Origin of the sequence: Lentzea albidocapillata subsp. violacea, assembly GCF_900100275.1 — a bacterium.
GTDB classification, from domain to species: Bacteria; Actinomycetota; Actinomycetes; order Mycobacteriales; family Pseudonocardiaceae; genus Lentzea; species Lentzea violacea.
Genome location: NZ_FNET01000032.1, coordinates 19,677 through 42,785 on the forward strand (window position 1 = coordinate 19,677; position 23,109 = coordinate 42,785).

Below are 23,109 nucleotides of genomic sequence, written 5' to 3' on the forward strand. Positions count from 1 at the left end.
GATTCCCCGGTCGGGCCCCAGGGTTCTGAACTGTTCGGTGGTGTGTGGTCGAACGTGTTCGTCTGTGGGCTGGGATGCCCCTTCGCGGCGATCCAGGCGTACCGGTTCGCCCTGGACCCCAACTCCGGCCAGGAGCAGGCGTTGCGGTCGCATTGCGGTGGTCAGCGGCGCGCGTTCAACTGGGGCCTGGCGCGGATCAAGGCGAATCTGGATCAGCGGGCCGCCGAGAAGACTTACGGCGTGGCTGAGGACGAGCCGACGCCGCCGGTGTCGTGGTCGGCCTACGGCCTGCGCAAGGACTGGAACCGAGCCAAGGACACGGTCGCGCCGTGGTGGGCTGAGAACTCGAAGGAAGCCTATGCGTCCGGCCTGGCCAACCTCGCGACCGCGCTGGGCAACTGGGCGGACTCCAAGCGAGGTGCGAGGAAGGGCCACGGGTTCGGGTTCCCAAGGTTCAAGGGCAAGCGGTCCGGCCTGTCCTGCCGGTTCACCACCGGCGCGTTCGGGCTCGCCGACGACCGCCGGCATGTGAAGCTGCCCCGCATCGGGACGGTCCGCACCCATGAGTCGACCCGCAAACTCGCCCGGCATGTCGAGCGCGGTACCGCCCGTATCCGCTCGGCCACGGTGTCCTTGCGGGCCGGGCGGTGGTTCGTGTCGTTCTCCGTGGAGATCGCCCGCACCAGCCCCGCGCCCACGCGACCCGGCAGCGTGGTGGGTGTCGATCTGGGCGTGAAGTCGCTGGCCGTGCTCTCGACGGGCGAGGTGATTGCCAACCCGAGACACCTGGAGGTCGCTCAGCGGGAACTGCGTCGCCTGCAACGCCAGGCCGCCCGCCGTAGCGGACCTGACCGGCGTGTCCGCCGGCGACCATCGGGCCGGTGGCGCAAGACCCAGGCCCGTATCGCGAGGCTGCACACCACGGTCGCGAACGCCCGTCGGGATGGGCTGCACAAGCTCAGCACCCGGCTGGTCCGCGCCCACGGCACGGTCGTGGTCGAGGACCTGAACGTGTCGGGTATGACGCGTAACCGGCGGCTGGCTCGGCATGTCGCCGGTGCCGGCCTGGCCGAGCTGCGCCGTCAGATCGAGTACAAGGCCCGGTGGGCGGGCGTGCGGGTGCATGTCGCCGGCCGGTGGTATCCCAGTTCCAAGACGTGTTCGGGCTGTGGTGTGGTGAAAGCCAAGCTGCGCCTGTCCGAACGCATCTTCCGCTGCGACGCGTGTGGTCTGGTCCTGGATCGGGACCTCAACGCCGCGCGCAACCGCACCGCGCGGGCAACGGGTACGGCCACGGGAAGACCCGCACCGGTTGGTGCGGGTCAACGCCGACGCCGCAAGGCGACGGCTGCCTGAACCACGATGAACTCACGTTCACTCACACTTCAGACAACGGTCAGTCCAGGCAGAACTCGTTGCCCTCGACGTCCTGCATGACGATGCACGACTCGTTCTCCTCGTCGGCCTCCATCACGCGCACGCACACCGCGCCGATCGCCTCCAGCCGGGCACGCTCGGCCTGGAGCGTGGCGAGGCGTTCCGCACCGACGAGCCCGGTGCCCGCTCGCACGCAGACGTGCACGCGGTTCTTGACGACCTTGCTCTCGGGAACGCGCTGGAAGAAGAACCGCGGGCCCTCACCCGTCGGGTCGGCGACCGCGGACCACGAACCGTCGCTCTCCGGCGGCGCGTCGTATCCGAGCACCTGGCTCCAGAACTCCGCGACGCGCACGGGTTCCGCGCAGTCGAACGTGATCTGGACTTTCTTGATCGACCCCATCCGTCCAGGTTAGTCGTACCCTGAGGCGCATGCAGTCCCCCGAGGAACTGGCGTCAGGGCTCGACGACGCGGGGTACCTGCCGGACGGCGGGATCGCCACGGCGGCGTTCCTCGCGGTCCGGATGGGGCGGCCGCTGTTCCTCGAAGGTGAACCCGGCACCGGCAAGACCTCGCTCGCGCTCGCGCTGGCCAAGTCGATGGACGTGCCGCTGATCCGCCTGCAGTGCCACGAGGGCATCGACGCCACACAGGCCTTGTACGACTGGGACTACCCGCGCCAGCTCATGCACCTGCGGGTGCTGGAGACGCGCGGCGAGGTGGACGAGGCGTCCCTCTACACGCGACGGTTCCTGCTGGCCAGACCACTGCTGCAGGCGTTGGAGAGCGCGCCGTGCGTGCTGCTCGTCGACGAGATCGACCGGGCGGACGACGAGTTCGAGGCGTTCCTGCTGGAGGTGCTGTCCGAGAACGCGGTCAGCATCCCCGAGTTCGGCGAGATCAGGGCGACGACGCCCCCGCTCACCGTGCTGACCTCGAACCGGACCCGCGAGGTGCACGACGCGTTGAAGCGCCGCTGCCTCTACCACTGGCTGGAGCACCCGTCCCTGGAGCGCGAGATCGCGATCCTGCGCCGCACCCTGCCCGGTCTCGACGAACGGCTCGCCGTCCGGGTCGCGGAGGCCGTGCAGCAGATGCGGGGCCTCGACCTGCTCAAGCCGCCGGGTGTCGCGGAGTCGCTGGACTGGGCGCGGGCGCTGCAGGCGCTGGGCCGCGCTGAGCCGGACGTGACGACGCTCGGAGCGGTCCTGAAGTACCGGGAGGACGCGGAACGCGTTGCCGGGAGCACAATCGTGGGATGACGGAAGCCTGCGTCGGGTTCACGCGCGTCCTGCGGGGCGCCGGACTGCAGTGCGGGCCCGATCGCGTCCAGGCGTTCCTGCGGGCCACCGAGCACGTCGACCTCTACTGGGCCGGGCGCCTCACGCTGTGTGCCGACCCGGACGACCTGCCGCGCTACGACGCCGCGTACCGGGCGTACTTCGGCGGCGCCCCGCCCCGTCCGCGCACGACGATCGAACTCGACTCCATGACCGTCGGCGTGGCCGCGTCCGACGTGGAAGTGCTGAAGCACAAGGACATCTCCGAGTTCGACGCGGCACCGCTGATCGCCCGGCTGAACCCGCTCCCGCCGCGCAGGCGCTCCCGCCGGCTCCGCAAGGCCCGTCGCGGCCGGCTGGACCTGGCCCGCACGGTGCGCGCGATGATCGAGACCGGCGGCGAGATCGCCCTGCCGCGCCATCGCCGCCGTGGCTCGAAACCACGCCGGCTGGTGCTGCTGATCGACGTGTCCGGCTCGATGGCCGCCTACTCGGACGCGCTGCTGAGGTTCGCGCACGTCATCGCCCACGCGATGCCCGTCGAGGTCCGCACGATCGGCACCCGGCTGACCCGCGTGACCCGTCAGCTCCGGGAACGCGATCCGGAACGGGCGCTGCGGGCCGCCGGACGGGCGATCCCCGACTACGAGGGCGGCACCAGGCTCGGTGACGCGCTGCGGCGGTTCAATCAGCAGTGGCGGCAACGGGGTGCGGTGGTCGTGCTGTTCAGCGACGGCTGGGAACGCGGCGACCCAAGCCTGCTGGCGACCGAGATGGCGAGGCTCAGGCGCTTGAGTCACAAGATCATCTGGGCCAACCCGCACGCGGGCAAGTCCGGCTACCGGCCCGTCCAGCAGGGTGTGCTGGCGGCGCTCCCGCACGTCGACACGATGATCGCGGGCCACAGCGTGCACGCGTTGGAAGAACTGCTGAAGGAGGTGCGCCGTGCGTGATGTCCTCTACGACCTCGCTGAACGGGTGGCGAACGGCGAGACGGTCGGGGTCGGCACGGTGGTCGCGACCTTCAGTTCCGCGCCCCGGCCGGCGGGTGCGGCGATGCTCGTGACGCAGGACGGCGAGGCGGTCGGCAGCGTGTCCGGCGGGTGCGTCGAGGGCGCGGTCTACGAACTGGCGCAGTCGTCGGACGCCCCGGTCCTACAGCGGTACGGGGTGAGCGACGACGACGCGTTCGCGGTCGGGCTGACCTGCGGCGGGATCATCGACATCTACGTCGAGAAGATCAACGCCGAGACGTTCCCCCAGCTCGGCGAGGTGGTGGAGACGGTCCGCGCCGAGGAGCCGGTGGCCGTCGCGACGGTCGTCGAGCATCCGGGCGGCATCGGGCGGCGCATGGTCGTCTGGCCCGACCGCCGTGACGGCAGCCTTGGCAGCGGACGGATCGACGACGCCGTCGCGGACGACGCGCGCGGCATGCTCGCTTCGGGACGGAGCGGCGTGCTCCAGTACGGGCCGGACGGGCAGCGGCGCGGCGAGGGCATGAGCGTCTTCGTGAACTCGTTCGAACCGCCGCCGCGCATGCTCGTGTTCGGAGCGATCGACTTCGCCGCGGCGATGGCCCGGCTCGGCGCGTTCCTCGGTTACCGCGTCACCGTCTGCGACGCGCGACCGGTGTTCGCGACGCGCAGCCGGTTCCCCGAGGCGGACGAGGTCGTCGTCGCCTGGCCGCACAGGTATCTGCAGGCCGAAGCGTCCAAGCTCGACGAACGCACGGTCATCGCCGTGCTGACCCACGACCCGAAGTTCGACGTCCCGCTGCTGGAGGTCGCGTTGCGCCTCAAGGTCGGTTACGTGGGCGCGATGGGATCCCGCCGCACCCACGAAGATCGTCTGCAACGGTTGCGGGAAGCAGGTTTGACCGAGGGTGAGCTAGGGGCTTTGGCCTCGCCGATCGGCCTGGATCTGGGCGCGCGGACGCCGGAGGAGACGGCGGTGTCGATCGCGGCCGAGATCATTTCCTTGCGGTGGAAGGGATCGGGCCGACGCCTGGTCGATCTTGGTGAACCGATTCATCACTGATCGGGTTGTTGAACCAGCAAACAGGGAGCAAGCTGGAGTGACCCTCGTCACTTAAGGCCCACCACCCTGGGAGGGTTCAATGCACATCTCGGTCAACGTCGACGGAATGACATACGCCGACGAGGTCGAACCCCGCCTCTTGCTCGTGCACTACCTACGGGAGCGACTGAGCAAGACCGGCACCGTCGTCGGTTGCGACACCGGCAACTGCGGCGCCTGCACTGTTCACCTCGACGGCCACAGCGTGAAGTCGTGCCAGATGTTGGCCGTGCAGGCGAACGGGCACGAGGTCACCACGATCGAAGGCCTCGCTCGCGACGGCAAGCTGCATCCCGTGCAGGAGGCGTTCCGGTCGAACCACGCGTTGCAGTGCGGTTTCTGCACCCCCGGCATGATCATGCAGGCCATCGACCTGCTCGCCGACGAGTCCGATCCCGACGACGAGGCCGTGCGCAAAGGCCTGGAGGGCAACCTCTGCCGCTGCACGGGCTACCAGAACATCGTGCGCGCGGTTCAGGACGCCGCCCAGCGGATGAAACCAGGCGCGGGCCCCAAGCAGGAACAGCACAGCGACGAGCACATCGCCGCGACACAGCCGGTAGGTGGCGAATGACCGCCACAGCGGAACCGGAGATCGGCAAGGCGCGGCTCCGCAAGGAGGACGCCCGGCTGATCACCGGTCAGACGAGGTGGACCGACAACCTCCAGCTGACCGGCATGCTGCACATGGCCGTGCTGCGCAGTCCCGTCGCCCACGCCCGCATCACCAATATCGACGTCAGCCGCGCGACGGCGATGCCCGGTGTGGCCGTGGTGCTGACCGGTGAGGACTTCGCCGCCGAGCAGGGCTCGCTGCCCTGTGCCTGGCCGATCACCGAGGACATGAAGTCGCCGCCCGCGCCCGCCATGGCCGTCGGCCAGGTCAACTTCGCCGGCGAGGCCGTCGCCCTCGTGATCGCCGACAGCGCCTACCACGCCGCGGACGCGCTGGAAGCGATCGACGTCGACTACGACGAGCTGCCGGTCGTGCTCGACATGGAAGAAGCCCTGCGGGACAACGATCTGGTGCACCCGGATCTCGGCACGAACAAGTGCGCGACGTGGATCTTCGACTCCGCCGAGGCCGGATCAGGGACGAACGTCGAGGACGAGATCGCGTCCGCCGAGGTCGTGATCGAGCGGACGTTCAAGCAGCAGCGGCTCATCCCGGCGTTCATGGAACCGCGGTCGGTCGTCGTGGACACGACCGCGGGCATGTTCACCGTCTGGTCGGCGACGCAGATCCCGCACATCCTGCGCTGGATGCTGTCCGCCGTCACGGGCATCTCCGAGCACAAGCTCCGCGTGATCGCGCCGGACGTCGGCGGCGGGTTCGGCGGCAAGCTCCAGGTCACTCCGGAAGAGCTGCTGTGCCTGCTGGTCGCCCGCCGCATGGGCCGCCCGGTGAAGTGGACGGAGTCACGCACCGAGTCGATGCTGTCCGCGCACCACGGCCGCGACCAGATCCAGAAGATCACGCTGTCCGCCCGCCGCGACGGCACCGTGACCGGCCTGAAGGTCGAGCTGCTCGCCGACATGGGCGCCTACCTGCGCCTGGTCACGCCGGGCGTGCCGATCCTGGGCGCCTTCATGTTCAACTCGATCTACAAGTTCGCCGCCTACCGGTTCGTGTGCACCAACGTGTTCACGAACAAGGTGCCCACGGACGCCTACCGCGGCGCCGGACGGCCCGAGGCCACGTTCGCGATCGAGCGGATGATGGACGAGCTCGCGGTCGAGCTCGGCATGGAGCCGATGAAGATCCGCCAGATGAACTGGATCAGGCACGAGGAGTTCCCGTTCAACACGGTCGCCGGCCTGACCTACGACTCCGGCAACTACGAGGCCGCGACGGCTCGCGCGATGGAGTTGTTCGGGTACGAGGAGATGCGCGAGGAGCAGGCCCGCCGCCGTGCTGACGGTTCAGTCGTGCAGCTCGGCATCGGGATCTCCACCTACACCGAGATGTGTGGCCTGGCGCCGTCGCGGGTGCTGGGCGCTTTGCGTTATGCCGCAGGGGGTTGGGAGACCGCGTCGATTCGCATGCTGCCCACCGGCAAGGTCGAGGTGATCACCGGGACCTCGCCGCACGGACAGGGCCACGAGACGGTCTGGTCGCAGATCGTCGCCGACAAGCTCGGCGTGCCGTTCGAAGACGTCGAAGTGCTGCACGGCGACACGGCGACGTCGCACAAGGGCATGGACAGCTACGGGTCGCGCTCTCTGGCTGTCGGTGGCACGGCGCTCGTGTACGCGGCGGACAAGGTGCTCGCCAAGGCACGGACGTTGGCCGCGCACATGATGGAGTGCGACGAGGCGGACGTGGAGTTCGCTTCCGGCTCGTTCGCCGTGCGCGGCACCTCGACGGTGCGTTCGCTGGGTGACGTGGTGCTGGCCGCGCACGTCGCGCACGACCTGCCGGAGGGCATGGAACCGGGCATGGACGCCGATGCCACCTTCGACCCGGAGAACTTCTCGTTCCCGCACGGAACCCATTTGTGCGCAACGGAAGTCGACACCGAGACGGGCATGGTGCGCATCAGCCGGTACGTGGCGGTGGACGACGTCGGTACGGTCATGAACCCGTTGATCGTCGACGGTCAGGTGCACGGCGGGCTCGCGCAGGGCATCGCGCAGGCGTTGTACGAAGAGGCCACGCACGACGAGATGGGCACGCTGACGACGGCGACGTTCGCCGACTACCTCGTGCCTTGCGCGGCAGACCTGCCAGCGTTCCTCACGGACCGCACGACCACACCGGCGACCTCCAACCCGTTGGGCGCCAAGGGAGTCGGCGAGGCAGGCACGATTGCCTCGACGCCTGCCGTGGTGAACAGCGTGCTGGACGCTCTGCGACACCTGGGCGTCCGGGACATCGAGATGCCGATGTCGCCGGAACGGGTGTGGACCGCGCTGCAGGGTCGTCCCGATCCAGGCACCGATGACGTGGCCGCGGGTGGGCTCGGTTCGATCGACGCACAGGGAGGACAGTCGTGATCCCGGCGGAGTTCAAGTACCTGTTCCCGTCCTCTGTGGACGAAGCCGTGCGGATGCTCGCCGAGGAGGGAGAGGACGCCAAGGTCATCGCGGGCGGGCAGTCGCTCGTGCCGGTGCTGCGCATGCGGCTGGCGGCGCCCACGGCGTTGATCGACATCGCCGGCCTGACCGAGCTGACGGGCGTGCGCGACGACGGAGACTCGTTGCTCATCGGTGCCATGACCACGCATTACGAGGTGCAGCGCGATCATCTGGTCCAGGACCACGCGTTGTTGCTCCGCCTGGTCACGGACACGATCGCGGACCCGCAGATCCGGCACCGCGGCACGTTCGGCGGCTCGCTGTGTCACGCGGACCCGGCCGGCGATCTGCTGGCGCCGGTGCTCGCCTTGGATGCCGTGATGATCATCGCCGGGCCTGCGGGACGTCGGGAGGTACCGGCGTCGGAGTTCTTCGTCGACTACTTCACGACCGCGCTGGCGCCCGACGAGATCCTGCTCGACGTCCGCGTGCCGAAGTACACGGGCTGGGGCGCGCACTACGAGAAGCTCAACCGGGTCGCGCAGGCCTGGTCGATCGTCGCGGTCGCGGCGGCCGTGCAGGTGCGTGACGGCTCGATCTCCGCCGCTCGGGTGGGCCTCACCAACGTGGGATCCGGGCCGTTGCGCGCTACCGAGGTCGAGGCGGCGCTGGTCGGGCAACCGGCTACCGCGGAGGCGATCTCCGACGCGGCCCTGCGCGCGTCCTCGGGCGACGGTTACAAGGACAACCTGGCGCGGGTGCTGACCGGCCGTGCGCTGACGGCGGCGGTCGCGGGATGAAGTTGACGCACTCGTTCACGGCACCGGCGCCCGCCGAGGAGGTGTGGCAGGCGCTGATCGACCCTGAACGGGTGGCGCCGTGCCTGCCCGGCGCCACCCTGACCTCGGTGGACGGCAAGACGTTCAGCGGGGAGGTGAAGGTGAGACTCGGCCCGGTGCAACTGCTGTACCGGGGCAGCGGCGAGTTCGTCGAGATCGACCCGGTACTGCGCCGTGCCGTCATGAAAGCCGCGGGTAAGGACACCCGCGGCAACGGCACGGCGTCGGCGGTGGTGACCTTCGTGGTCGGGGACTCGGTCGAGGTCGAGACCGATCTGGCGATCACGGGCCGTCCCGCCCAACTCGGTCGCGGCCTGATCGCCGAGGTCAGCGGCAGGCTCGTCGACCAGTTCGCGGAATGCCTGGCGAGCACGCTGGGATCCGTGGATCCTGACGAGGTGGCGCAACAGCAGCATCTCCGAGTGGTCCCCGACGAGCCGATCGACCTGATCGACACGGCAGGCGTTCCGGTGTTGAAGCGCGTGCTGCCCATCGCGGCGGCGGCGCTGGCGGTCGTGCTGTTCGTGGTCCTGCGACGCAGGCGGCAGCGCTGAAGCGTGCAGTCCGGTGGCCGGCCTTCGTGCTGGTCACCGGCTTGCTGCTGTCCGCGTGCACCGGCTCGCCGGTCGTCATCACCTCGGCGCCTCTACCGCCGTCGTCGACCTCCCAGGGCCCGCCCCCGCCGCGCTCGTTCGTGCTCACCGCGGGCGGCGACATCCTGATCCACCCGGCGCTGACCGACCAGGCGGTAGCCGACGGAGGCGCGGCCGGACGTGACTTCCTGCCGTTGTTCGCGGGCATCAAGGACACTCTGAAAGCCGACCTCTCCCTGTGCCACCTCGAGGTGCCGCTGGGCCCGAAGGAGGGCCCGTTCTTCGGCTACCCGGCCTTCCTGGCACCGCCCGAGGTGGCGAAGGGCCTGGTCGACGTGGGCTACGACTCGTGCTCGACGGCCTCGAACCACACGCTGGACCGCGGCGTCTCCGCGATCACGACAACCCTGGACGCGATGGACGCCGTCGGCCTGAAACACACCGGCTCGTTTCGCACGCAGGAGGAATCGGCGGCGCCGCTGATCCTGGACGCGAACGGCGTTCGCGTGGCCCAACTGTCGTTCACGTACGGCTTCAACGGCATCCCGCTACCGCAGCCGTGGCGCGCGAACCAGATCAACGCGGCCAAGATCCTGGCCGACGCACGCAAGGCGCGCGAGGCCGGTGCCGAGGTCGTCGTGCTGTCCGTGCAGTGGGGCAACGAGTACCAGCACGAGGCCACCGCGGACCAGAAGGCCCTGGCCCGTCAGCTGCTGGCCGATCCCGCCCTCGACCTGATCATCGGGACGCACGTGCACGTCGTGCAGCCGTTCGAGAAGATCGGCAACAAGTGGGTCGCCTACGGGCTCGGCAACGAGGTCGCCCGGCACGCCGAGCCTCGTGGCGTCACCGAGGAGGGGGTGATCGCGCGGTTCAAGTTCGAGCAGGGGGCCTCTGGGTGGGCTGTGGTCGAGGCTTCCTACACGCCCACTTTGGTGGAGCTGGGGCCGCCGATCCGGCTGGTGGACCTGACTCGGGTGCCGGCTTCGGCGCGGCGGACCGAGGCGATCAACCGGACCGAGGGGATCGTGTTCAGCCTGGGGGCGAACGAGCAGGGGCTCGCTCGGGGCAAGCCTTAGACCCAGTCCGCATCGATCCCGCGGGCACGCAGCATCTCCAGCGCCTCCTCGTTGCCGGTGTAGAGCAGCGTCATCGACTTCAGGTTGGGAAAGTGCCGCAGGTCGGCGAACTCGTCGACGTCGAACAGTTCGTCCTCGCCGTCCCAGCCCGGCGCGATCTCGAGGTAGATCTCGTTGCCGCCGTCCATCTCGATCTCGGTGATCTTCTCCGCAAACTCGACGGGGACCTCGAGCGCCTCGAAGTAGGCCAGAGCCTCAGGCACCGCCTCGAAGCTCCGGGCGTCGTAGGTGAAGCCGTGCTCGGCGGCGTACGTGGTCAACCTGAACTCCGGCAGGAGGCCCTGGTTGTACATCAGCTCCTGGACGACGGAGAGCTTGAAGTTGGTGTCCGCGAACGGGATCGACTGGCTCATGCCCGAATCGTAGGCGGTTCCCTCCGAAGATCCGGGTCGATCGACTCAACGACTGAGCTTGCTGAACACCCGGTCGTACCGGTTGATCCAAGCCTGCGTGAGCACGTCGCTCTCGAACTCCTCGACGCGGTCCGGCACGGGTGGCTTTGCGAGCACCGGCAAGTAGCCGTCCACAGGCACGAGTGAATCGCTCGTGACATCCCCGTCCAACAGCGGCAACGTCGCCAGCCCGCACGCGTAGTCGAGCTCGGGCAGAGCCGCCGCCAACGCCACCCCGGCCGCCATCCCGACCGAAGTCTCCAGCGCCGACGACACCACACACGGCAGCCCGCACGCCTCGGCCACCTCCAGTGCCTTCCGCACCCCGCCGAGCGGTGCCACCTTGATCACCGCGATGTCCGCCGCCCCCGACACGGCCACCTTCAGCGGGTCCTCGGCCTTGCGGATCGACTCGTCCGCGGCGATCGGCACGGAGACCCTCCTGCGGACGGCCGCGAGCTCGTCCAAGGTGTGGCACGGCTGTTCCACGTACTGGAGCCCGCCGGACGCCTTGTCCATGGCCTTGATAGCGGCGACGGCCGTGTCGACGTCCCACAGCATGTTCGCGTCGACCCGGATCGCGCCCCGAGGCCCCAGGGCGTCCCGCACCGCTTCGAGGCGCGCGCAGTCCTCTTCCAGCGTCGACTCGGCGACCTTCACCTTGGCCGTCGAGCAACCCGACCTCGCCACGATCTCGTGCGCCTTCGCGGGGCTGACCACGGGCACGGTGCAGTTGACCGGGATGCGGTCCCGCACCGGCGCCGGCCAGCCGTCGTTCGCGGCCTCCAGCGCGCAGGCGAGCCAGGCCGCGGCCTCGGCGTCGTCGTACTCCTCGAACGGGCAGAACTCGCCCCACCCGGCCGGTCCTTCGAACAGCAGGCCGGTGCGCTGGGTGATACCGCGGAACCGGACGCGCATCGGGATGGAGTAGGCGTGCACGGCCAGATTCAAGCGCACTTCTGGAACTCCAGCGAATGCCCGCCCCCATGCAGGTTCACCGTGCCGACGGGTTGAGCGGCGAGCAACGTGCACACGATCTGCTGCACAGCAGCGCCACTGAGCTGCGAGACGTCGCTCGAGAGGTTCACGTCGAGGCCGTTGGCGACGCGGTCCACGGTGGCCGGCGCGGCGTCGAACGGCACCTCGGTGGACAGCCCGCGGCCCTGTTCGGCGTTGGTGGGCCCCTGCGCGAGCAACGCCACGACGTCGAACCCGCTGAGGCTGCCCTCCGGCCGCCCGACCGGCACCACCCTGCCGCCGGGGGAGACCCAGTAGAGCGACGGCGAGGTGTTCTCGACGGGGCCGCTGGGCGCTTCGAGGCCCGGGATCGGGTCGGTGGGGCGGATGCCGCAGGCGGTGAGGACGGCTAGGACGAGCACTGCGAGCCCAAGCTCGCGCAGGCGTCGGCGGATTGCTGGTCCGAACTCGGGCAGGGGTCGCCGCGGTGCCGGCCCATGCTCGCGTGGGAGTCCACGCAGTGCCGGCCCATGCTCGCGCAGGGGTCCCCTCCAGGGGGTCCCCCTAATTTCATTATCCCAGGCAGCACCGACAGTTTTCGGCCTCACGACCCACCGTCCAGCGGCAGCCGCAGCGTGAACAAGGCACCACCACCCGGCCGGTTGGCCGCCACCAGCGTGCCCCCGTGCAGCCGCGCGTTCTCCCACGCGATCGCCAGCCCGAGCCCCGAGCCCTCCGACCGTCCGCGCGACGAATCGGCCTTGTAGAAGCGCGCGAACACGTGCGGCAGGACCTCGTCGGGCAGTCCCGGCCCGGAGTCCGCCACCTCGATCACCAGTGCAGGCCCCGCCACCGACAGCTCGAGCGACACCGGCGGCGAACCGTGCCGCAGCGCGTTGCCGACCAGGTTCGCCACGATCACGTCCAGCCGCCGCGGGTCCAGCCGTGCGCGCACCCCGTCCGGCAGCGCCGCGGACACCTCCGAGAAGCCGCGCATCCGCAGACAGGTCCGCACCACCTCGGCCACGTCGACGTCGTCGAGCGCGAGAGCCGCGGTGCCCGAGTCGAACCTGGTGACCTCGATCAGGTCGTTCACCAGCCGCGTCAGGTTCTGCGTCTCCCGGTTCACCAGCCGCGCCGCCTGCCCCGCCACGCCCGGCAGCGAGGCGGTCTCGGCGTCCAGCACGTCGGTCACGGCCGTCATCGCGGCCAGCGGAGTCCGCAGCTCGTGCGACACGTCCGCCACGAACCGCCGCGCGTCGGCCTCCATCCGGCGCAGCTCGCCCACGTGGTGTTCCAGCGAGGAAGCCGTGCTGTTGAACGTCGACGCGACGGAGGCCAGTTCGTCCCGCCCGCGCACCGGCACCCGAGCGGAGAGCTCGCCCTGCCCGAGCTTCCAGGCGGCCAGCTGCAGTTCCCGTACGGGGCGCAGCACGCCGCGGGCCGCCAGGAAACCCAGTCCCAGCGCCAGAAGCAGCACGGCGCCGCCGATCAGCCACGCGTTGCGCGCCAGCTCGTCGACGAACGCGATCTCCGACGTGAACGGCCTCAGCACGTACACCTCGATGCCCGACGGGGCACCCGAAGACACCCGCAGCTGCATGCCCACGACGAGCCAGACACCGTCCGCGTACGACACGCGTTGCCAGCCGACGCGCCCGGACGACACGAGCGAACGCAGCTCCGCCGTGATCACGGAGGGGTCCATGCCGCCGGCGGAAGTCCCGTTGCCGTAAGCCAATGCCTGGCCTTCACGCCCGGAAACCCGTGCGGCGACCCGGTCCAGGGTGGCGGCGTCCACTGCTCGGGCGGGCAACGGGTAGAGCTGCTCGACGCGGTTCGTGGTTTCGATGACGGCGTTGTCCTGGGCGCGCTGCACGATCGCGTCGCGCGCCCGCACGTAACCCGCACCGGCGACGGCCGCGGCGGTCACGATGGTCAGGAAGGTGAACGCGAGCAGCAACCGCAGGCGGAGCGTCACAGCGGTCCGAAGCGGTAGCCGAAGCCCCGCACGGTCTGGACGAACACGGGCGCGGCCGGGTCGTCCTCGATCTTCGAACGCAGCCGCTGCACGCACGCGTCGACCAGCCGTGAGTCGCCGAGGTAGCCCTGGTCCCACACGGAACCCAGCAGTTGCTGCCGTGACATCACGCGGCCCGGCGAGGAGGAGAGTTCCAGCAGCAGCCGCAGTTCCGTCGGCGCCAGCGAGACCGGCTTGCCGAACCGCGTCACGACGAGGCCCTCGCGGTCGATCGTCAGGTCGCCGTAGCGCTCGGCCACGACCTCGGTGACGGAGGCGGACGAACGGCGCAGCACGGCGCGGATGCGTGCCTCCAGCACACGGGCCTGGGCCGGCTTGGCCACGTAGTCGTCGGCGCCGGCCTCCAGGCCCGCGACCACGTCGATGTCGTCGTTGCGCGCGGTCAGCATGATGATCGGGAGGTCGCCGGAGGCACGGATGCGGCGGCACACCTCGAACCCGTCCACGCCCGGCAGCATCAGGTCCAGCACGACGACGTCGGGCGTGACGCTGCCCAGCAGTTCGAGGCCTTCCTCGCCCGTGCGCACCGCGTCGACGGTGTGTCCCTGGTAGGTCAGGGCGAGCGACAGGCCCTCGCGGACCGCCTCGTCGTCCTCGATCAGCAGTACGCGCGGCATGCCCTCCAGCCTTCCCGATGGGTCTCATGGGGACGTTCGTGCGACGTCATCGTTGCGTAACGACCGCCCGTGCGCAGTTGTTGCAGAGCCATCACGCCGCGCGGACACAGGTTCGACAGCCTCTGTGACATGCGAAAAGTGCTACTGGCGATGAGCTTCGCGGCCATCGCGGTGATCACCACCGCCACCCCTGCGCCGGCCATCAGAGGCGGTGCCGAAGCCCAGGCGCCCTACCCGTTCTCGGGCTCGCTGCAGCGCCCCGACTCGCCGCGCGCCGACGGCCACACCTGCGGCGTCACGCTGGTCGCGCCGGGCTGGGCCGTCACCGCGGGCCACTGCACCCGCAACAACCCCAGCCTCGCCCAGGTCGGCAGGCCGAAGAACTGGTCGGTGCGGCTCGGCACGCTCGACGCGGGCAGCGGCGGCGAGGTGATCGAGGTCGAGCGGTTCATCACCTACTCGCCCAATCCCGTCCACGACGGCGACATCGGCCTGCTGAAGCTGCGGAAGAACGCGAGGACCAAGCCCGTCACGCTGCCGTCGGCCCGGCCCGCCGAAGGCACCGGCGCGCGGATCCTCGGTTGGGGCATGACGTGTGACCGCCGTGCGCCCGAGTGCTACCCGCAGAAGCTGCGCGAGGCGGACACCGTGATCCAGCCGACTGCCGCCTGCGACGGCATCCACGCTGATCGCGAGCTGTGCATCGGCGCACTGGACGGCAGCGTCGCCGCCACGAACATGGACTCCGGCGGCCCCGCACTCGGCCGCGACGGCGACCGCTGGGTGATCACCGGCCTCGTGAGCGGCTCGGGCGGTGACGACAGGCCGGTCATGTACACCGACGTCCACCACTTCAAGGGCTGGATCGACGACGTCGTCACGGGGAAGATCAACCCGCCGGACACCCCGGTGCCGAACCTCGAGGGCGCCGCGTCACTGGCGGGAGTCTGCTCGGCGTCCGTGGTCAGGAGCGATCACGGCAAGCCCGGTGACCAGGCACTTCTGCTCACCAACGGCCACTGCGTCCCAGAGCGCCCGGCACCCGGCGAGACCCTGAGGGACGTCGCGATCAAGCTCCCGGCGACCATCGGCGACCGCCAGGGCTATCCGCAGGCCAAAGCCGAGACGAGGCGCCTCCTCTCGGCGACCATGACCGGCACCGACACCGCGCTCTTCGAGCTCGACCAGACGTACGCCCAGCTCAAGGCCAAGGGTGTGAAGATCTTCAAGCTCTCGGACAGGTCAGCCAGGCCAGGACAACGCGTCGACATCATCTCGGCGGGCAACGGCAAGCGCTTCAGCTGCACCATCGAGGCCGTCGTCCCGCATCTGCGCGAAGAGGGCTACACGCAGGACAACGCCTACCGCTACGACCCCGCGTGCACGCCGTCGCACGGCGGTTCGGGCTCGCCGATCGTGCTTCGGGACGGCGTCACCGTCGTCGGCGTGCACAGCACCGGCAACGACAACGGTGAGCGGTGCACGGCGAACAACCCGTGCGAGGTCGCAGCGGACGGCTCGGTGACCGTGCACCAAGGCGCCCGCTACGGCCAGCAGGTCAAGCACCTAGCCGCTTGCGTACGAACCCAGAAGCCTGGTCGACCACAACGACCAGAAGCAGCACCACGAGGATGTGCGTGACCATCTCGTCGAACCGGAACAGCTTGATGGACTGGTTGATCAGGAAGCCGATCCCGCCCGCTCCGGCCAAGCCGAGCACGAGCGACGACCGCACGTTCACGTCCAGCCGGTAGAGCAGGAGTCCCGCCAGCGAAGGCATGACGGTCGGGAGCACCGCGTGCAGCGCGATCTGCGGACCGGACGCACCGGTCACCTTCACCGCGTCGCGCGGCCCGCGGTCGCTCTCGTCCATCGCCTCGGCCCAGAGCTTGCCCATCACGCCGGTGTTGTGGAACACCAGCGCGAGCACGCCCGCGAACGGCCCGAGCCCCACCGCCGTCACGAAGATCAGCGCGAACACCACGTCCGGCACCGAGCGCAGGAACGACAGCACCGCACGGGCCGCCTGCTGCGCCCACGCCGCCGATGTCGTCGCCCTGGAGGCCAGAAGAGCCAGAGCCAGGGCGAACGGGATCGAGAACGTGGTGCCGAGCAGTCCGATGTAGAGCGTGATCACCGCTGCTTCCAACGACTTCCCGAGCACCGAGAAGTCCGGTGGCAACGACTCGGCGAGGAAGTCGGCCATCCCCTCCCAGCCCGCGATCAGCGCGGCGGGCGAGAACTCCGTGGCCTGCCAGGCAAGCACATGCACGACGAGGAAGACCGCCACCACGACCCACACGACGGGCGCGGGCCAGCGACGGCGAGGAACCGCGAGCTTCGGAGAAGCCGTGACACTCATGCCGCCACCGTCGCCTTCATCTCCACGACGCGATCCGCGTAGGTGCGCGCGAGCTCCGGCTGGTGCAGCACGGCCACCACCGCCATTCCGTCGCCTGCCAGGGCTTTCAGCAGTTCCATCACCTGCACCGCGGCCTGCGGGTCGAGCGCCGACACCGGTTCGTCGGCGAGGATCACGTTGGCGCGCTGGCACAACGCGCGTGCGATCGCCACACGTTGTTGCTGCCCACCGGAAAGCCGCGCGCACCGGTCCAGCGCACGGTCCACGAGCCCGACCCTCTCCAGACAACCCATCGCCTCTTCCCGGACGTCCTGCGGGAAGAAGAACGAGCGGTGCAGCGGAAGCCGTCCCAGAGCGCCGGAGCAGACGTTGTCCAACGCATTCCGGCGGCCGACCAGGTGGATCTTCTGGAACACCATCGCGGCGTTCCCGCCGACCTCGACCTCGCCTCCGTCGGGAGTTTCCAGCCCGACCACGCAACGCAACACCGTGGACTTGCCCGAGCCGTTCGGCCCGAGCAGCGCCACGAACTCACCGGGTTCGACCGAGAGGTCGAAGCCGTCCAGCACGGTGCGGCCGCCGAACGACTTGCGCAGGCCGCGGATGGCGAGCATCAGACGTCCTCTTCCTGGAGCCCCAGCGTGGTCGCGAGGTCGAAGAGCACCTTGTACGTGTCGTTGTTGACCTGCACGAGCGGTCCGGGCGGGGTGACGTCGAGGAACGCGCCGACCTTCTCGACGTCGGCCGGCGAGAGCTCCAGCAACGCCTTGCGCACCTTGTCCTTGAACGCCGGGTCGAGGTCGCCGCGCACGGTGATCGGGTCGTTCGGGATCGGCTCGGACTTCCAGATCTGACGGAACTTCGACTCGTCGAACGTGCCGGTGCCCTTGGCGGTCGCGAGCTGCTGGCTGTTGATCTCGGCTGCGTCCACCTTGCCGTTGATCAGCGACAGCATGGCCTCGGGATGCCCGCCCGCGTAGTCGAGCTTCACGTCGGCGACGTTGTGCTTCTTCAAGCCGTAGCGGGGAAGCGCGTCACCGGACGCCGACCCGACGCTGCCCAGGGCGAGCGACTTGCCGGCCAGGTCCTCGATCGTCCGCGCGGGAGAGTCCTTCGCGACCCAGATGCCGGCGGTGTAGCTGGTGAGCTTCCCGGAACCGTCCGCGAACGACACCATGGGCTCCGCCTTGGCCTTCTGCGACGCGAAGACGTAACCGAGCGGACCGAACTGGGCGATCTCCAGCTTGCCGTTGCGCATCGCCAGCACCTCGGCCGCGTAGTCGTCGACGACCTGCAGCTCGACCTCACAGCCGAGCTTGGTCGCCAACGCCTTCGCGAGCACCTCGTAGGCGGGCTTGAGCTTCGCCGGGTCCTCGTACGGCTCGACGCCGAAACGCACCTTGCCGTTCGGGCAGTCACCACCGCTCGAAGCGGAGTTCGTGGTGCCACAAGCTGTCAGGGCCAACGCCGCAGCGAGAACAACGCCGAGGGTTCTCATCACATCTCCTGGAGGAGGTCGTCGAGCACGGCCGGGGCGAGGCCGAGCGCGGTGGTCATGCCGATGCCGGAGGTGACCGAGACGGCCCTGGTGAGCGGAGCGGGCGTCGCGGTCAGGAAGGGCTCGGGGGCGGACGCGTAGATGCCGCGCCAGCGTTCGAGCACGCGGAGCGAGGGAACGCCGAGCAGCCGGGCCGTCTCGGTGAGCACCAGGTCGTCCAGGTCCTCGGACCGGTACGGGCCGACCGTGCGGCTGTAGTGGTGGGTGTCGCCGATCGTGAGCGAGCCGTCGGGGAGCTGGGTGAACATCAGGTTCAGCCCGGCTTCGACCAGCTCGGGGTGGTCGTTCGTGAGTCGTTCGCGGACTCTCTCGATGCTTGGGCACCGGGCGAACGCGTCGTAGCGCAGCATCGAGAACCCGGTCAGCACGGCCGGGTCGATCACGCCGTCGTGCGCGACGCGCAGCATTCGCAGCTGGCAGCGCTGGACCTCGCGCTTTTCGGCGATCTCGGGGAAGAACCTGTCGATGTCGTGGCCTACGGCCACGACCGCCGCGCGGCATCGGATCTCGCCGCGGGAGGTGCGGATCAGGCCCGGCTCGATGGTGAGCACGTTGGTCGACCAGTGGAACGTGACGCCGCGATCGTTCAACAATCCTGCAATCGCGTGGACGGCTTCGCGTGGGTCGACGCGGATGTCGAGGGGGAGGAAGGCGGCGCCGAGGATCGAAGGATTGTTCAACAATCCGGTCGTGGGATTGTTGAACAATCCAACCTGCGGATCGTTGAACGATCCCACGCTGGAGTTGTTGAACAATCCGGCGCGAGGATCGTTGAACGACCCAACGCCGGAGTTGTTGAACGGCCCGACCCCGGGATTGTTGAACGATCCGACGCCGGAGTTGTTGAACGATCCGACGTGGGGGTTGTTGAACGATCCAACCCGAGGATTGTTGAACGATCCCTTCGTTGGATTGTTCAACAACTCAACATCGCGGACCTCGGCGAACTCCCGCAGCACCTCGAGTTCGTCCTCCGCGCGGGCCACGACGACCGAGCCAGACTCACGCAGCCAGAAACCGGCCTCGCGAGCGAGCTTCAGCCACTGCTCGCGTGCAGTCATCGCATACGAGAACGCCACCCCGTCCTGAGCGGTAAAGCACCCGTGCCCGAAGTTGCGCACGGAAGCCCCGGCCGCGTGCTCGTCACGCTCGACCACGGCGACGGAGAGCCCCCGCTGAACCGCGTGCCAAGCGTGCGCGAGCCCGACGATCCCCGCGCCGACGACCACCAGGTCCACACTTGTCATGACAGGAACGATGAGCGGCGGCAGAACCAGAAGCAATGGCTGTTCTGATGTGTTCACTTGGAGTTCAGACTTGTTATGACATGTATCCTCAGCGGCATGGAGATGCCCCTGCACGAGCGCATCGCGGCCGACCTGCGCCGCCGCATCGCCTCCGGTGAACTGGCCGTCGGAGATCCCGTGCCGTCCGAGTCGCAGCTGGGTGCGCAGTGGAACGCCTCGCGCGCGCCGGTCCGGCAGGCGCTGACGTCGCTCAGGGCCGAGGGCATGATCGGCGGCGGCCGCGGGAAGCCGGCGGTGGTGCGCAGGCACACGTTGTCGCAGCCGTTCGAGACGTTCCTGTCGTTCTCCAGCTGGGCCGCGGGTCTCGGGCACGTGCCGGGGCAGCGAACCCTGGAGATCGCGCGCCGCCCGGCCGACGCCGACATCGCCGACGCCCTCCAGCTCGACGAGGGCACGCCGGTGGTGCAGCTGCTCAGGCAGCGGCTGATCGACGGCAGGCCGACGATGCTGGAGCGCACGACGTTCGTGGAACCGGTGGGGCGCCTGCTGTTCGACTTCGACTGCGACAGCGGCTCGCTCTACGCGTACCTGGGGGAGCAGGGCGTCGACATGACCGTTGCGCGGCACCAGATCGACGCCGTCGCGGCCGATGCGCAGGACAGCGAGTTGCTGGAAGTCGCCCTGGGGGCACCACTTCTGCGGGAACGGCGGTGTGCGTCCGGAATGGACGGACGGCCGGTCGAGTACTCCGACGACCGCTACCGCCCGGACATGGTCAGCTTTTCGATCGAGAACTCCCAGCAGGCGCACCCGGCGCTGCTGCGGGACTGGAGGGCTTCGTGAACCGGATCGACCTCGTGGTGCTGGACATCGCCGGCACGACCGTGGAGGAGCACGGGCTGGTCTACAAAGCGTTGGCGGACACCGTGATCGCGGCCGGTGGATCAGCACAGGACGTCGGCGACTGGATGGGCGCCGACAAGTACGAGGCGATCTCGGCGATGCTCGGGAAGTCCGAAGTGGACGCCGAGTTCAGGGACTTCCACGAGCGGCTCGCGAAGTACTACGCCGAGACGCCGCCGACGCCGATCCCCGGTGTGCCGGAAGCGTTGGCGCAGCTGCGGAGCAACGGCGTCAAGGTCGCGCTGACCACCGGCTTCGACAGGCCGGTCGTGGACGGGCTGCTCGACGTCCTGGGCTGGCGCGAGGGCGTGCTGGACGCGGTGGTGTGCGTGGACGACGTGAGGGCCGGCCGTCCCGCGCCGTACATGATCCACCGGGCGATGGAGCTGACCGGCGTCCGGGACGTCCGGCGCGTGCTGACCGCCGGCGACACCACGAGAGACCTGCAGGCGGGCACGAACGCGGGTGCGGCGTTCGTCGTCGGCGTACTCAGCGGCAGCCAGACGGCGGAGGAACTCGGCACCGTCCGGCACACACACCTGCTCAAAAGCGTCGCCGAGATCCCGTCACTAGTCGAGGGCGTTGCCGAGATCCCGTCACCAGTCGAGGGCGTTGCCGAGATCCCGTCACTAGTCGAGGGCGGCGGTGTGGCGTAGCTGCTCGGGCGTCGGGTCCGCGACCAGGACCCGCAACGCGTCCGCGAACTGGTCGAAGCGCCGGTCGAACTCGGCCAGCTCGCGCGACGGCTCCGCGACCAGCGCCGCCCGGCCCGGTCTGGGCACGGCGCTCGCCAGCGCGTCGCGGAGGGGCTGGGCCCGGCGCAACGCGACGAGCAGCGTCCAGAGCCGTTGCTCGATCAGGGCGACCTGCACCGGGTCGCCCGTCACGCGCTGGAAGTCCGAACGCACGGCGGTGGCGCGGCGGCGCTGGGTGGGGCAGGTGAAGTCGGCGGACCGGACGACCTGCGTGTCCGGTGCCGACCGGGCGAGTGCTTCCTCCGACCGGAACCGCCGCACTGGCGGGGTTCCGGCCGGGTTCCACATCCACCAGGACGTCATACGACCAGGTCGTCCGCGTCGACGATCTTGTACGCGTAGCCCTGCTCGGCCAGGAACCGCTGCCGGTGGGCGGCGTAGTCGGTGTCGAGCGTGTCGCGCGAGACGACCGAGTAGAAGTGGGCCTGCCGGCCGTCGCCCTTGGGGCGCAGGATCCGGCCGAGGCGCTGTGCCTCCTCCTGCCGCGAGCCGAACGTGCCGGACACCTGGATGGCGACGGACGCCTCGGGCAGGTCGATGGAGAAGTTCGCGACCTTGGACACCACCAACGTGCGGAGCTCGCCCTTGCGGAACTGGTCGAACAGCTCCTCGCGCTCCTTGTTCTTCGTCGATCCCTTGATCACCGGCGCTCCCAGTTCCTCGCCCAGTTCGTCGAGCTGGTCCAGATAAGCACCGATCACGAGCGTCGGCTCGCCGGGATGCCGCTCCAGCACCCGCTTGACCACCGGGATCTTGGTCCGGGCCGTCGAACAGAGCTTGTAGCGCTCCTCCGGCTCGGCCGTCGCGTACTGCATCCGCTCGTTGTCGGTGAGGGTCACCCGCACCTCGGTGCACTCGGCGGGAGCGATCCAGCCCTGCGCCTCGATGTCACGCCACGGCACGTCGTACCGCTTCGGCCCGATCAACGAGAAGACGTCGCCCTCCTGGCCGTCCTCGCGCACCAGGGTCGCGGTGAGTCCGAGGCGGCGACGCGACTGCAGGTCGGCGGTCATCCGGAACACCGGCGCCGGCAGCAGGTGGACCTCGTCGTAGACGATCAGGCCCCAGTCGCGCGAGTCGAACAGGTCCAGGTGCTTGTACTCGCCCTTCGACTTGCGGGTGATCACCTGGTAGGTCGCGATCGTGACCGGGCGGATCTCCTTGCGCTCACCCGAGTACTCGCCGATCTCCTCCTCGGTGAGCGAGGTGCGCGCGATCAGCTCCCGCTTCCACTGCCGGCCGGCCACGGTGTTCGTGACCAGGATCAGCGTGGTCGCCTGGGCCTCGGCCATCGCCGCCGCGCCGACCAGCGTCTTGCCCGCGCCGCAGGGCAGCACGACGACGCCGCTGCCACCGGCCCAGAACGCCTGGGCGGCCATCCGCTGGTAGTCGCGTAGCTTCCAGTCGTTCTCCTCCAGTTCGATCGCGTGCGCCTCGCCGTCGACGTACCCGGCGTGGTCCTCGGCCGGCCACCCGACCTTGAGCAGCAGCTGCTTGAGCCGCCCGCGCTCGCTCGGGTGCACGATGACGGTGTCGTCGTCGATGCGGGCCCCGAACATCGGCGCGATCTTCTTGTTGCGGAGCACCTCTTCGAGCACCGCGCGGTCGTTGGAGTGCAGGACCAGCCCGTGCACGGGGCTGTTGGTCAGCACCAGCCGCCCGAAGCGGCCCATCGTGTCGACCACGTCCACCAGCAGCGGCTGCGGCACCGGGTAGCGGCTGAACCGCACCAGAGCGTCGACCACCTGCTCGGCGTCGTGCCCGGCCGCTCGGGCGTTCCACAGGGCCAACGGCGTCACGCGATAGGTGTGCACGTGCTCCGGAGCCCGCTCCAGCTCGGCGAACGGCGCGATGGACGTGCGCGCGTCGTCGGCGAGCGGGTGGTCGACCTCGAGTAGCAGGGTCTTGTCCGACTGGACGATCAATGGGCCATCGGTCACGGCGACAAGTCTCC

At 69.4% G+C, this 23,109-nt stretch carries 24 protein-coding genes; 12 read left to right on the forward strand and 12 right to left on the reverse strand.

Annotation, left to right across the window (positions count from 1 at the left end):
* Positions 1-54: 54 nt before the first annotated feature.
* Positions 55-1,356: an IS607 family element RNA-guided endonuclease TnpB gene (gene tnpB, locus BLR21_RS38690; RefSeq protein ID WP_256335214.1), complete on the forward strand. Its 1,302-nt coding sequence runs from the start codon at positions 55-57 to the stop codon at positions 1,354-1,356.
* Between the two features lie 40 nt (positions 1,357-1,396).
* Here tnpB and BLR21_RS38695 read toward each other — a convergent pair whose 3' ends face one another.
* Positions 1,397-1,780 (reverse strand): VOC family protein, encoded by a 384-nt coding sequence (locus BLR21_RS38695; protein WP_090014770.1) that lies wholly within the window; start codon positions 1,778-1,780, stop codon positions 1,397-1,399.
* A 29-nt stretch (positions 1,781-1,809) separates the two neighbouring features.
* On the opposite strand from BLR21_RS38695, the gene BLR21_RS38700 reads away from it, so the two are divergent.
* The 8 genes from BLR21_RS38700 to BLR21_RS38735 all read left to right on the forward strand — a co-directional run bounded on the left by BLR21_RS38700 (position 1,810) and on the right by BLR21_RS38735 (position 10,263).
* Positions 1,810-2,640, forward strand: a complete 831-nt coding sequence (locus BLR21_RS38700) for an AAA family ATPase (protein ID WP_090014772.1) — start codon at positions 1,810-1,812, stop codon at positions 2,638-2,640.
* On the forward strand, positions 2,637-3,611 hold the full coding sequence (locus BLR21_RS38705; protein WP_090014774.1) for a vWA domain-containing protein: 975 nt from the start codon (positions 2,637-2,639) through the stop codon (positions 3,609-3,611). Before BLR21_RS38700 ends, BLR21_RS38705 begins: the two co-directional genes overlap by 4 nt.
* On the forward strand, positions 3,604-4,695 hold the full coding sequence (locus tag BLR21_RS38710) for an XdhC family protein (protein WP_090014776.1): 1,092 nt from the start codon (positions 3,604-3,606) through the stop codon (positions 4,693-4,695). The genes BLR21_RS38705 and BLR21_RS38710 overlap by 8 nt, the downstream gene beginning before the upstream one ends.
* 79 nt (positions 4,696-4,774) lie before the next feature.
* Positions 4,775-5,308, forward strand: coding sequence for a (2Fe-2S)-binding protein (locus BLR21_RS38715; protein WP_090014778.1), 534 nt, complete (start codon positions 4,775-4,777; stop codon positions 5,306-5,308).
* Positions 5,305-7,731, forward strand: coding sequence for a xanthine dehydrogenase family protein molybdopterin-binding subunit (locus BLR21_RS38720; RefSeq protein WP_090014780.1), 2,427 nt, complete (start codon positions 5,305-5,307; stop codon positions 7,729-7,731). The genes BLR21_RS38715 and BLR21_RS38720 overlap by 4 nt, the downstream gene beginning before the upstream one ends.
* Entirely contained in the window at positions 7,728-8,552 is an 825-nt protein-coding gene (locus BLR21_RS38725) for an FAD binding domain-containing protein (protein ID WP_090014782.1), read from the forward strand. The genes BLR21_RS38720 and BLR21_RS38725 overlap by 4 nt, the downstream gene beginning before the upstream one ends.
* Entirely contained in the window at positions 8,549-9,145 is a 597-nt protein-coding gene (locus BLR21_RS38730) for an SRPBCC family protein (protein WP_090014784.1), read from the forward strand. Before BLR21_RS38725 ends, BLR21_RS38730 begins: the two co-directional genes overlap by 4 nt.
* Before the next feature lie 26 nt (positions 9,146-9,171).
* On the forward strand, positions 9,172-10,263 hold the full coding sequence (locus tag BLR21_RS38735) for a CapA family protein (protein WP_090014786.1): 1,092 nt from the start codon (positions 9,172-9,174) through the stop codon (positions 10,261-10,263).
* On the opposite strand, the gene BLR21_RS38740 is transcribed toward BLR21_RS38735, so the two are convergent.
* The 5 genes from BLR21_RS38740 to BLR21_RS38760 form a co-directional block, all read right to left on the reverse strand.
* Positions 10,260-10,676 carry a DUF6892 domain-containing protein gene (locus BLR21_RS38740; protein ID WP_090014788.1) on the reverse strand — a complete coding sequence of 139 codons (417 nt, stop codon included), beginning with the start codon at positions 10,674-10,676 and terminating at the stop codon, positions 10,260-10,262. The genes BLR21_RS38735 and BLR21_RS38740 overlap by 4 nt on opposite strands.
* A 45-nt stretch (positions 10,677-10,721) precedes the next feature.
* Positions 10,722-11,654: an o-succinylbenzoate synthase gene (locus BLR21_RS38745; RefSeq protein WP_090014848.1), complete on the reverse strand. Its 933-nt coding sequence runs from the start codon at positions 11,652-11,654 to the stop codon at positions 10,722-10,724.
* A gap of 8 nt (positions 11,655-11,662) precedes the next feature.
* Positions 11,663-12,094 carry a GerMN domain-containing protein gene (locus BLR21_RS42955; protein WP_090014790.1) on the reverse strand — a complete coding sequence of 144 codons (432 nt, stop codon included), beginning with the start codon at positions 12,092-12,094 and terminating at the stop codon, positions 11,663-11,665.
* 182 nt (positions 12,095-12,276) lie between these two features.
* Entirely contained in the window at positions 12,277-13,653 is a 1,377-nt protein-coding gene (locus tag BLR21_RS38755) for an ATP-binding protein (protein WP_090014792.1), read from the reverse strand.
* Complete coding sequence (locus BLR21_RS38760; RefSeq protein ID WP_090014794.1) at positions 13,650-14,330, reverse strand: response regulator transcription factor; 681 nt, start codon at positions 14,328-14,330, stop codon at positions 13,650-13,652. Before BLR21_RS38760 ends, BLR21_RS38755 begins: the two co-directional genes overlap by 4 nt.
* Positions 14,331-14,459: 129 nt before the next feature.
* On the opposite strand from BLR21_RS38760, the gene BLR21_RS38765 reads away from it, so the two are divergent.
* Positions 14,460-15,971 (forward strand): trypsin-like serine protease, encoded by a 1,512-nt coding sequence (locus BLR21_RS38765; protein WP_090014796.1) that lies wholly within the window; start codon positions 14,460-14,462, stop codon positions 15,969-15,971.
* Here the strand turns inward: BLR21_RS38765 and phnE are convergent.
* Genes phnE through BLR21_RS38785 form a run of 4 tightly spaced genes read right to left on the reverse strand, consistent with a single transcriptional unit; the run spans position 15,889 to position 19,497 of the window.
* A complete protein-coding gene (gene phnE, locus BLR21_RS38770) occupies positions 15,889-16,692 on the reverse strand; it encodes a phosphonate ABC transporter, permease protein PhnE (protein ID WP_090014798.1) in 804 nt (267 codons plus the stop codon). The genes BLR21_RS38765 and phnE overlap by 83 nt on opposite strands.
* On the reverse strand, positions 16,689-17,306 hold the full coding sequence (locus BLR21_RS38775; RefSeq protein ID WP_090014800.1) for a phosphonate ABC transporter ATP-binding protein: 618 nt from the start codon (positions 17,304-17,306) through the stop codon (positions 16,689-16,691). Before BLR21_RS38775 ends, phnE begins: the two co-directional genes overlap by 4 nt.
* Positions 17,306-18,190 carry a phosphate/phosphite/phosphonate ABC transporter substrate-binding protein gene (locus BLR21_RS38780; RefSeq protein WP_090014802.1) on the reverse strand — a complete coding sequence of 295 codons (885 nt, stop codon included), beginning with the start codon at positions 18,188-18,190 and terminating at the stop codon, positions 17,306-17,308. The genes BLR21_RS38775 and BLR21_RS38780 overlap by 1 nt, the downstream gene beginning before the upstream one ends.
* Positions 18,190-19,497 (reverse strand): FAD-dependent oxidoreductase, encoded by a 1,308-nt coding sequence (locus BLR21_RS38785; protein ID WP_090014850.1) that lies wholly within the window; start codon positions 19,495-19,497, stop codon positions 18,190-18,192. Before BLR21_RS38785 ends, BLR21_RS38780 begins: the two co-directional genes overlap by 1 nt.
* A gap of 96 nt (positions 19,498-19,593) precedes the next feature.
* Here BLR21_RS38785 and BLR21_RS38790 point away from each other — a divergent pair, with 96 nt between their 5' ends.
* A complete protein-coding gene (locus tag BLR21_RS38790; RefSeq protein WP_090014804.1) occupies positions 19,594-20,340 on the forward strand; it encodes a GntR family transcriptional regulator in 747 nt (248 codons plus the stop codon).
* The gene (locus tag BLR21_RS38795) at positions 20,337-21,056 is read left to right on the forward strand and encodes a phosphonatase-like hydrolase (protein ID WP_218131096.1); all 720 of its coding nucleotides are present in this window, start codon (positions 20,337-20,339) and stop codon (positions 21,054-21,056) included. The genes BLR21_RS38790 and BLR21_RS38795 overlap by 4 nt, the downstream gene beginning before the upstream one ends.
* On the opposite strand, the gene BLR21_RS38800 is transcribed toward BLR21_RS38795, so the two are convergent.
* Positions 21,030-21,458, reverse strand: coding sequence for a hypothetical protein (locus BLR21_RS38800; protein ID WP_090014806.1), 429 nt, complete (start codon positions 21,456-21,458; stop codon positions 21,030-21,032). The genes BLR21_RS38795 and BLR21_RS38800 overlap by 27 nt on opposite strands.
* Positions 21,455-23,095, reverse strand: a complete 1,641-nt coding sequence (locus tag BLR21_RS38805) for a DNA repair helicase XPB (RefSeq protein ID WP_090014808.1) — start codon at positions 23,093-23,095, stop codon at positions 21,455-21,457. The genes BLR21_RS38800 and BLR21_RS38805 overlap by 4 nt, the downstream gene beginning before the upstream one ends.
* Between the last annotated feature and the right edge of the window lie 14 nt (positions 23,096-23,109).

Excerpts from the sequence above, each read along its gene's own strand:
- BLR21_RS38695 (WP_090014770.1), bottom strand. The coding sequence starts at position 1,780 with ATGGGGTCGATCAAGAAAGTCCAGATCACGTTCGACTGCGCGGAACCC.
- BLR21_RS38700 (WP_090014772.1), top strand. The coding sequence starts at position 1,810 with ATGCAGTCCCCCGAGGAACTGGCGTCAGGGCTCGACGACGCGGGGTAC.
- BLR21_RS38705 (WP_090014774.1), top strand. The coding sequence starts at position 2,637 with ATGACGGAAGCCTGCGTCGGGTTCACGCGCGTCCTGCGGGGCGCCGGA.
- BLR21_RS38715 (WP_090014778.1), top strand. The coding sequence starts at position 4,775 with ATGCACATCTCGGTCAACGTCGACGGAATGACATACGCCGACGAGGTC.
- BLR21_RS38720 (WP_090014780.1), top strand. The coding sequence starts at position 5,305 with ATGACCGCCACAGCGGAACCGGAGATCGGCAAGGCGCGGCTCCGCAAG.
- BLR21_RS38730 (WP_090014784.1), top strand. The coding sequence starts at position 8,549 with ATGAAGTTGACGCACTCGTTCACGGCACCGGCGCCCGCCGAGGAGGTG.
- BLR21_RS38740 (WP_090014788.1), bottom strand. The coding sequence starts at position 10,676 with ATGAGCCAGTCGATCCCGTTCGCGGACACCAACTTCAAGCTCTCCGTC.
- BLR21_RS38760 (WP_090014794.1), bottom strand. The coding sequence starts at position 14,330 with ATGCCGCGCGTACTGCTGATCGAGGACGACGAGGCGGTCCGCGAGGGC.
- BLR21_RS38765 (WP_090014796.1), top strand. The coding sequence starts at position 14,460 with ATGCGAAAAGTGCTACTGGCGATGAGCTTCGCGGCCATCGCGGTGATC.
- phnE (WP_090014798.1), bottom strand. The coding sequence starts at position 16,692 with ATGAGTGTCACGGCTTCTCCGAAGCTCGCGGTTCCTCGCCGTCGCTGG.
- BLR21_RS38775 (WP_090014800.1), bottom strand. The coding sequence starts at position 17,306 with ATGCTCGCCATCCGCGGCCTGCGCAAGTCGTTCGGCGGCCGCACCGTG.
- BLR21_RS38780 (WP_090014802.1), bottom strand. The coding sequence starts at position 18,190 with ATGAGAACCCTCGGCGTTGTTCTCGCTGCGGCGTTGGCCCTGACAGCT.
- BLR21_RS38785 (WP_090014850.1), bottom strand. The coding sequence starts at position 19,497 with ATGACAAGTGTGGACCTGGTGGTCGTCGGCGCGGGGATCGTCGGGCTC.
- BLR21_RS38790 (WP_090014804.1), top strand. The coding sequence starts at position 19,594 with ATGGAGATGCCCCTGCACGAGCGCATCGCGGCCGACCTGCGCCGCCGC.
- BLR21_RS38800 (WP_090014806.1), bottom strand. The coding sequence starts at position 21,458 with ATGACGTCCTGGTGGATGTGGAACCCGGCCGGAACCCCGCCAGTGCGG.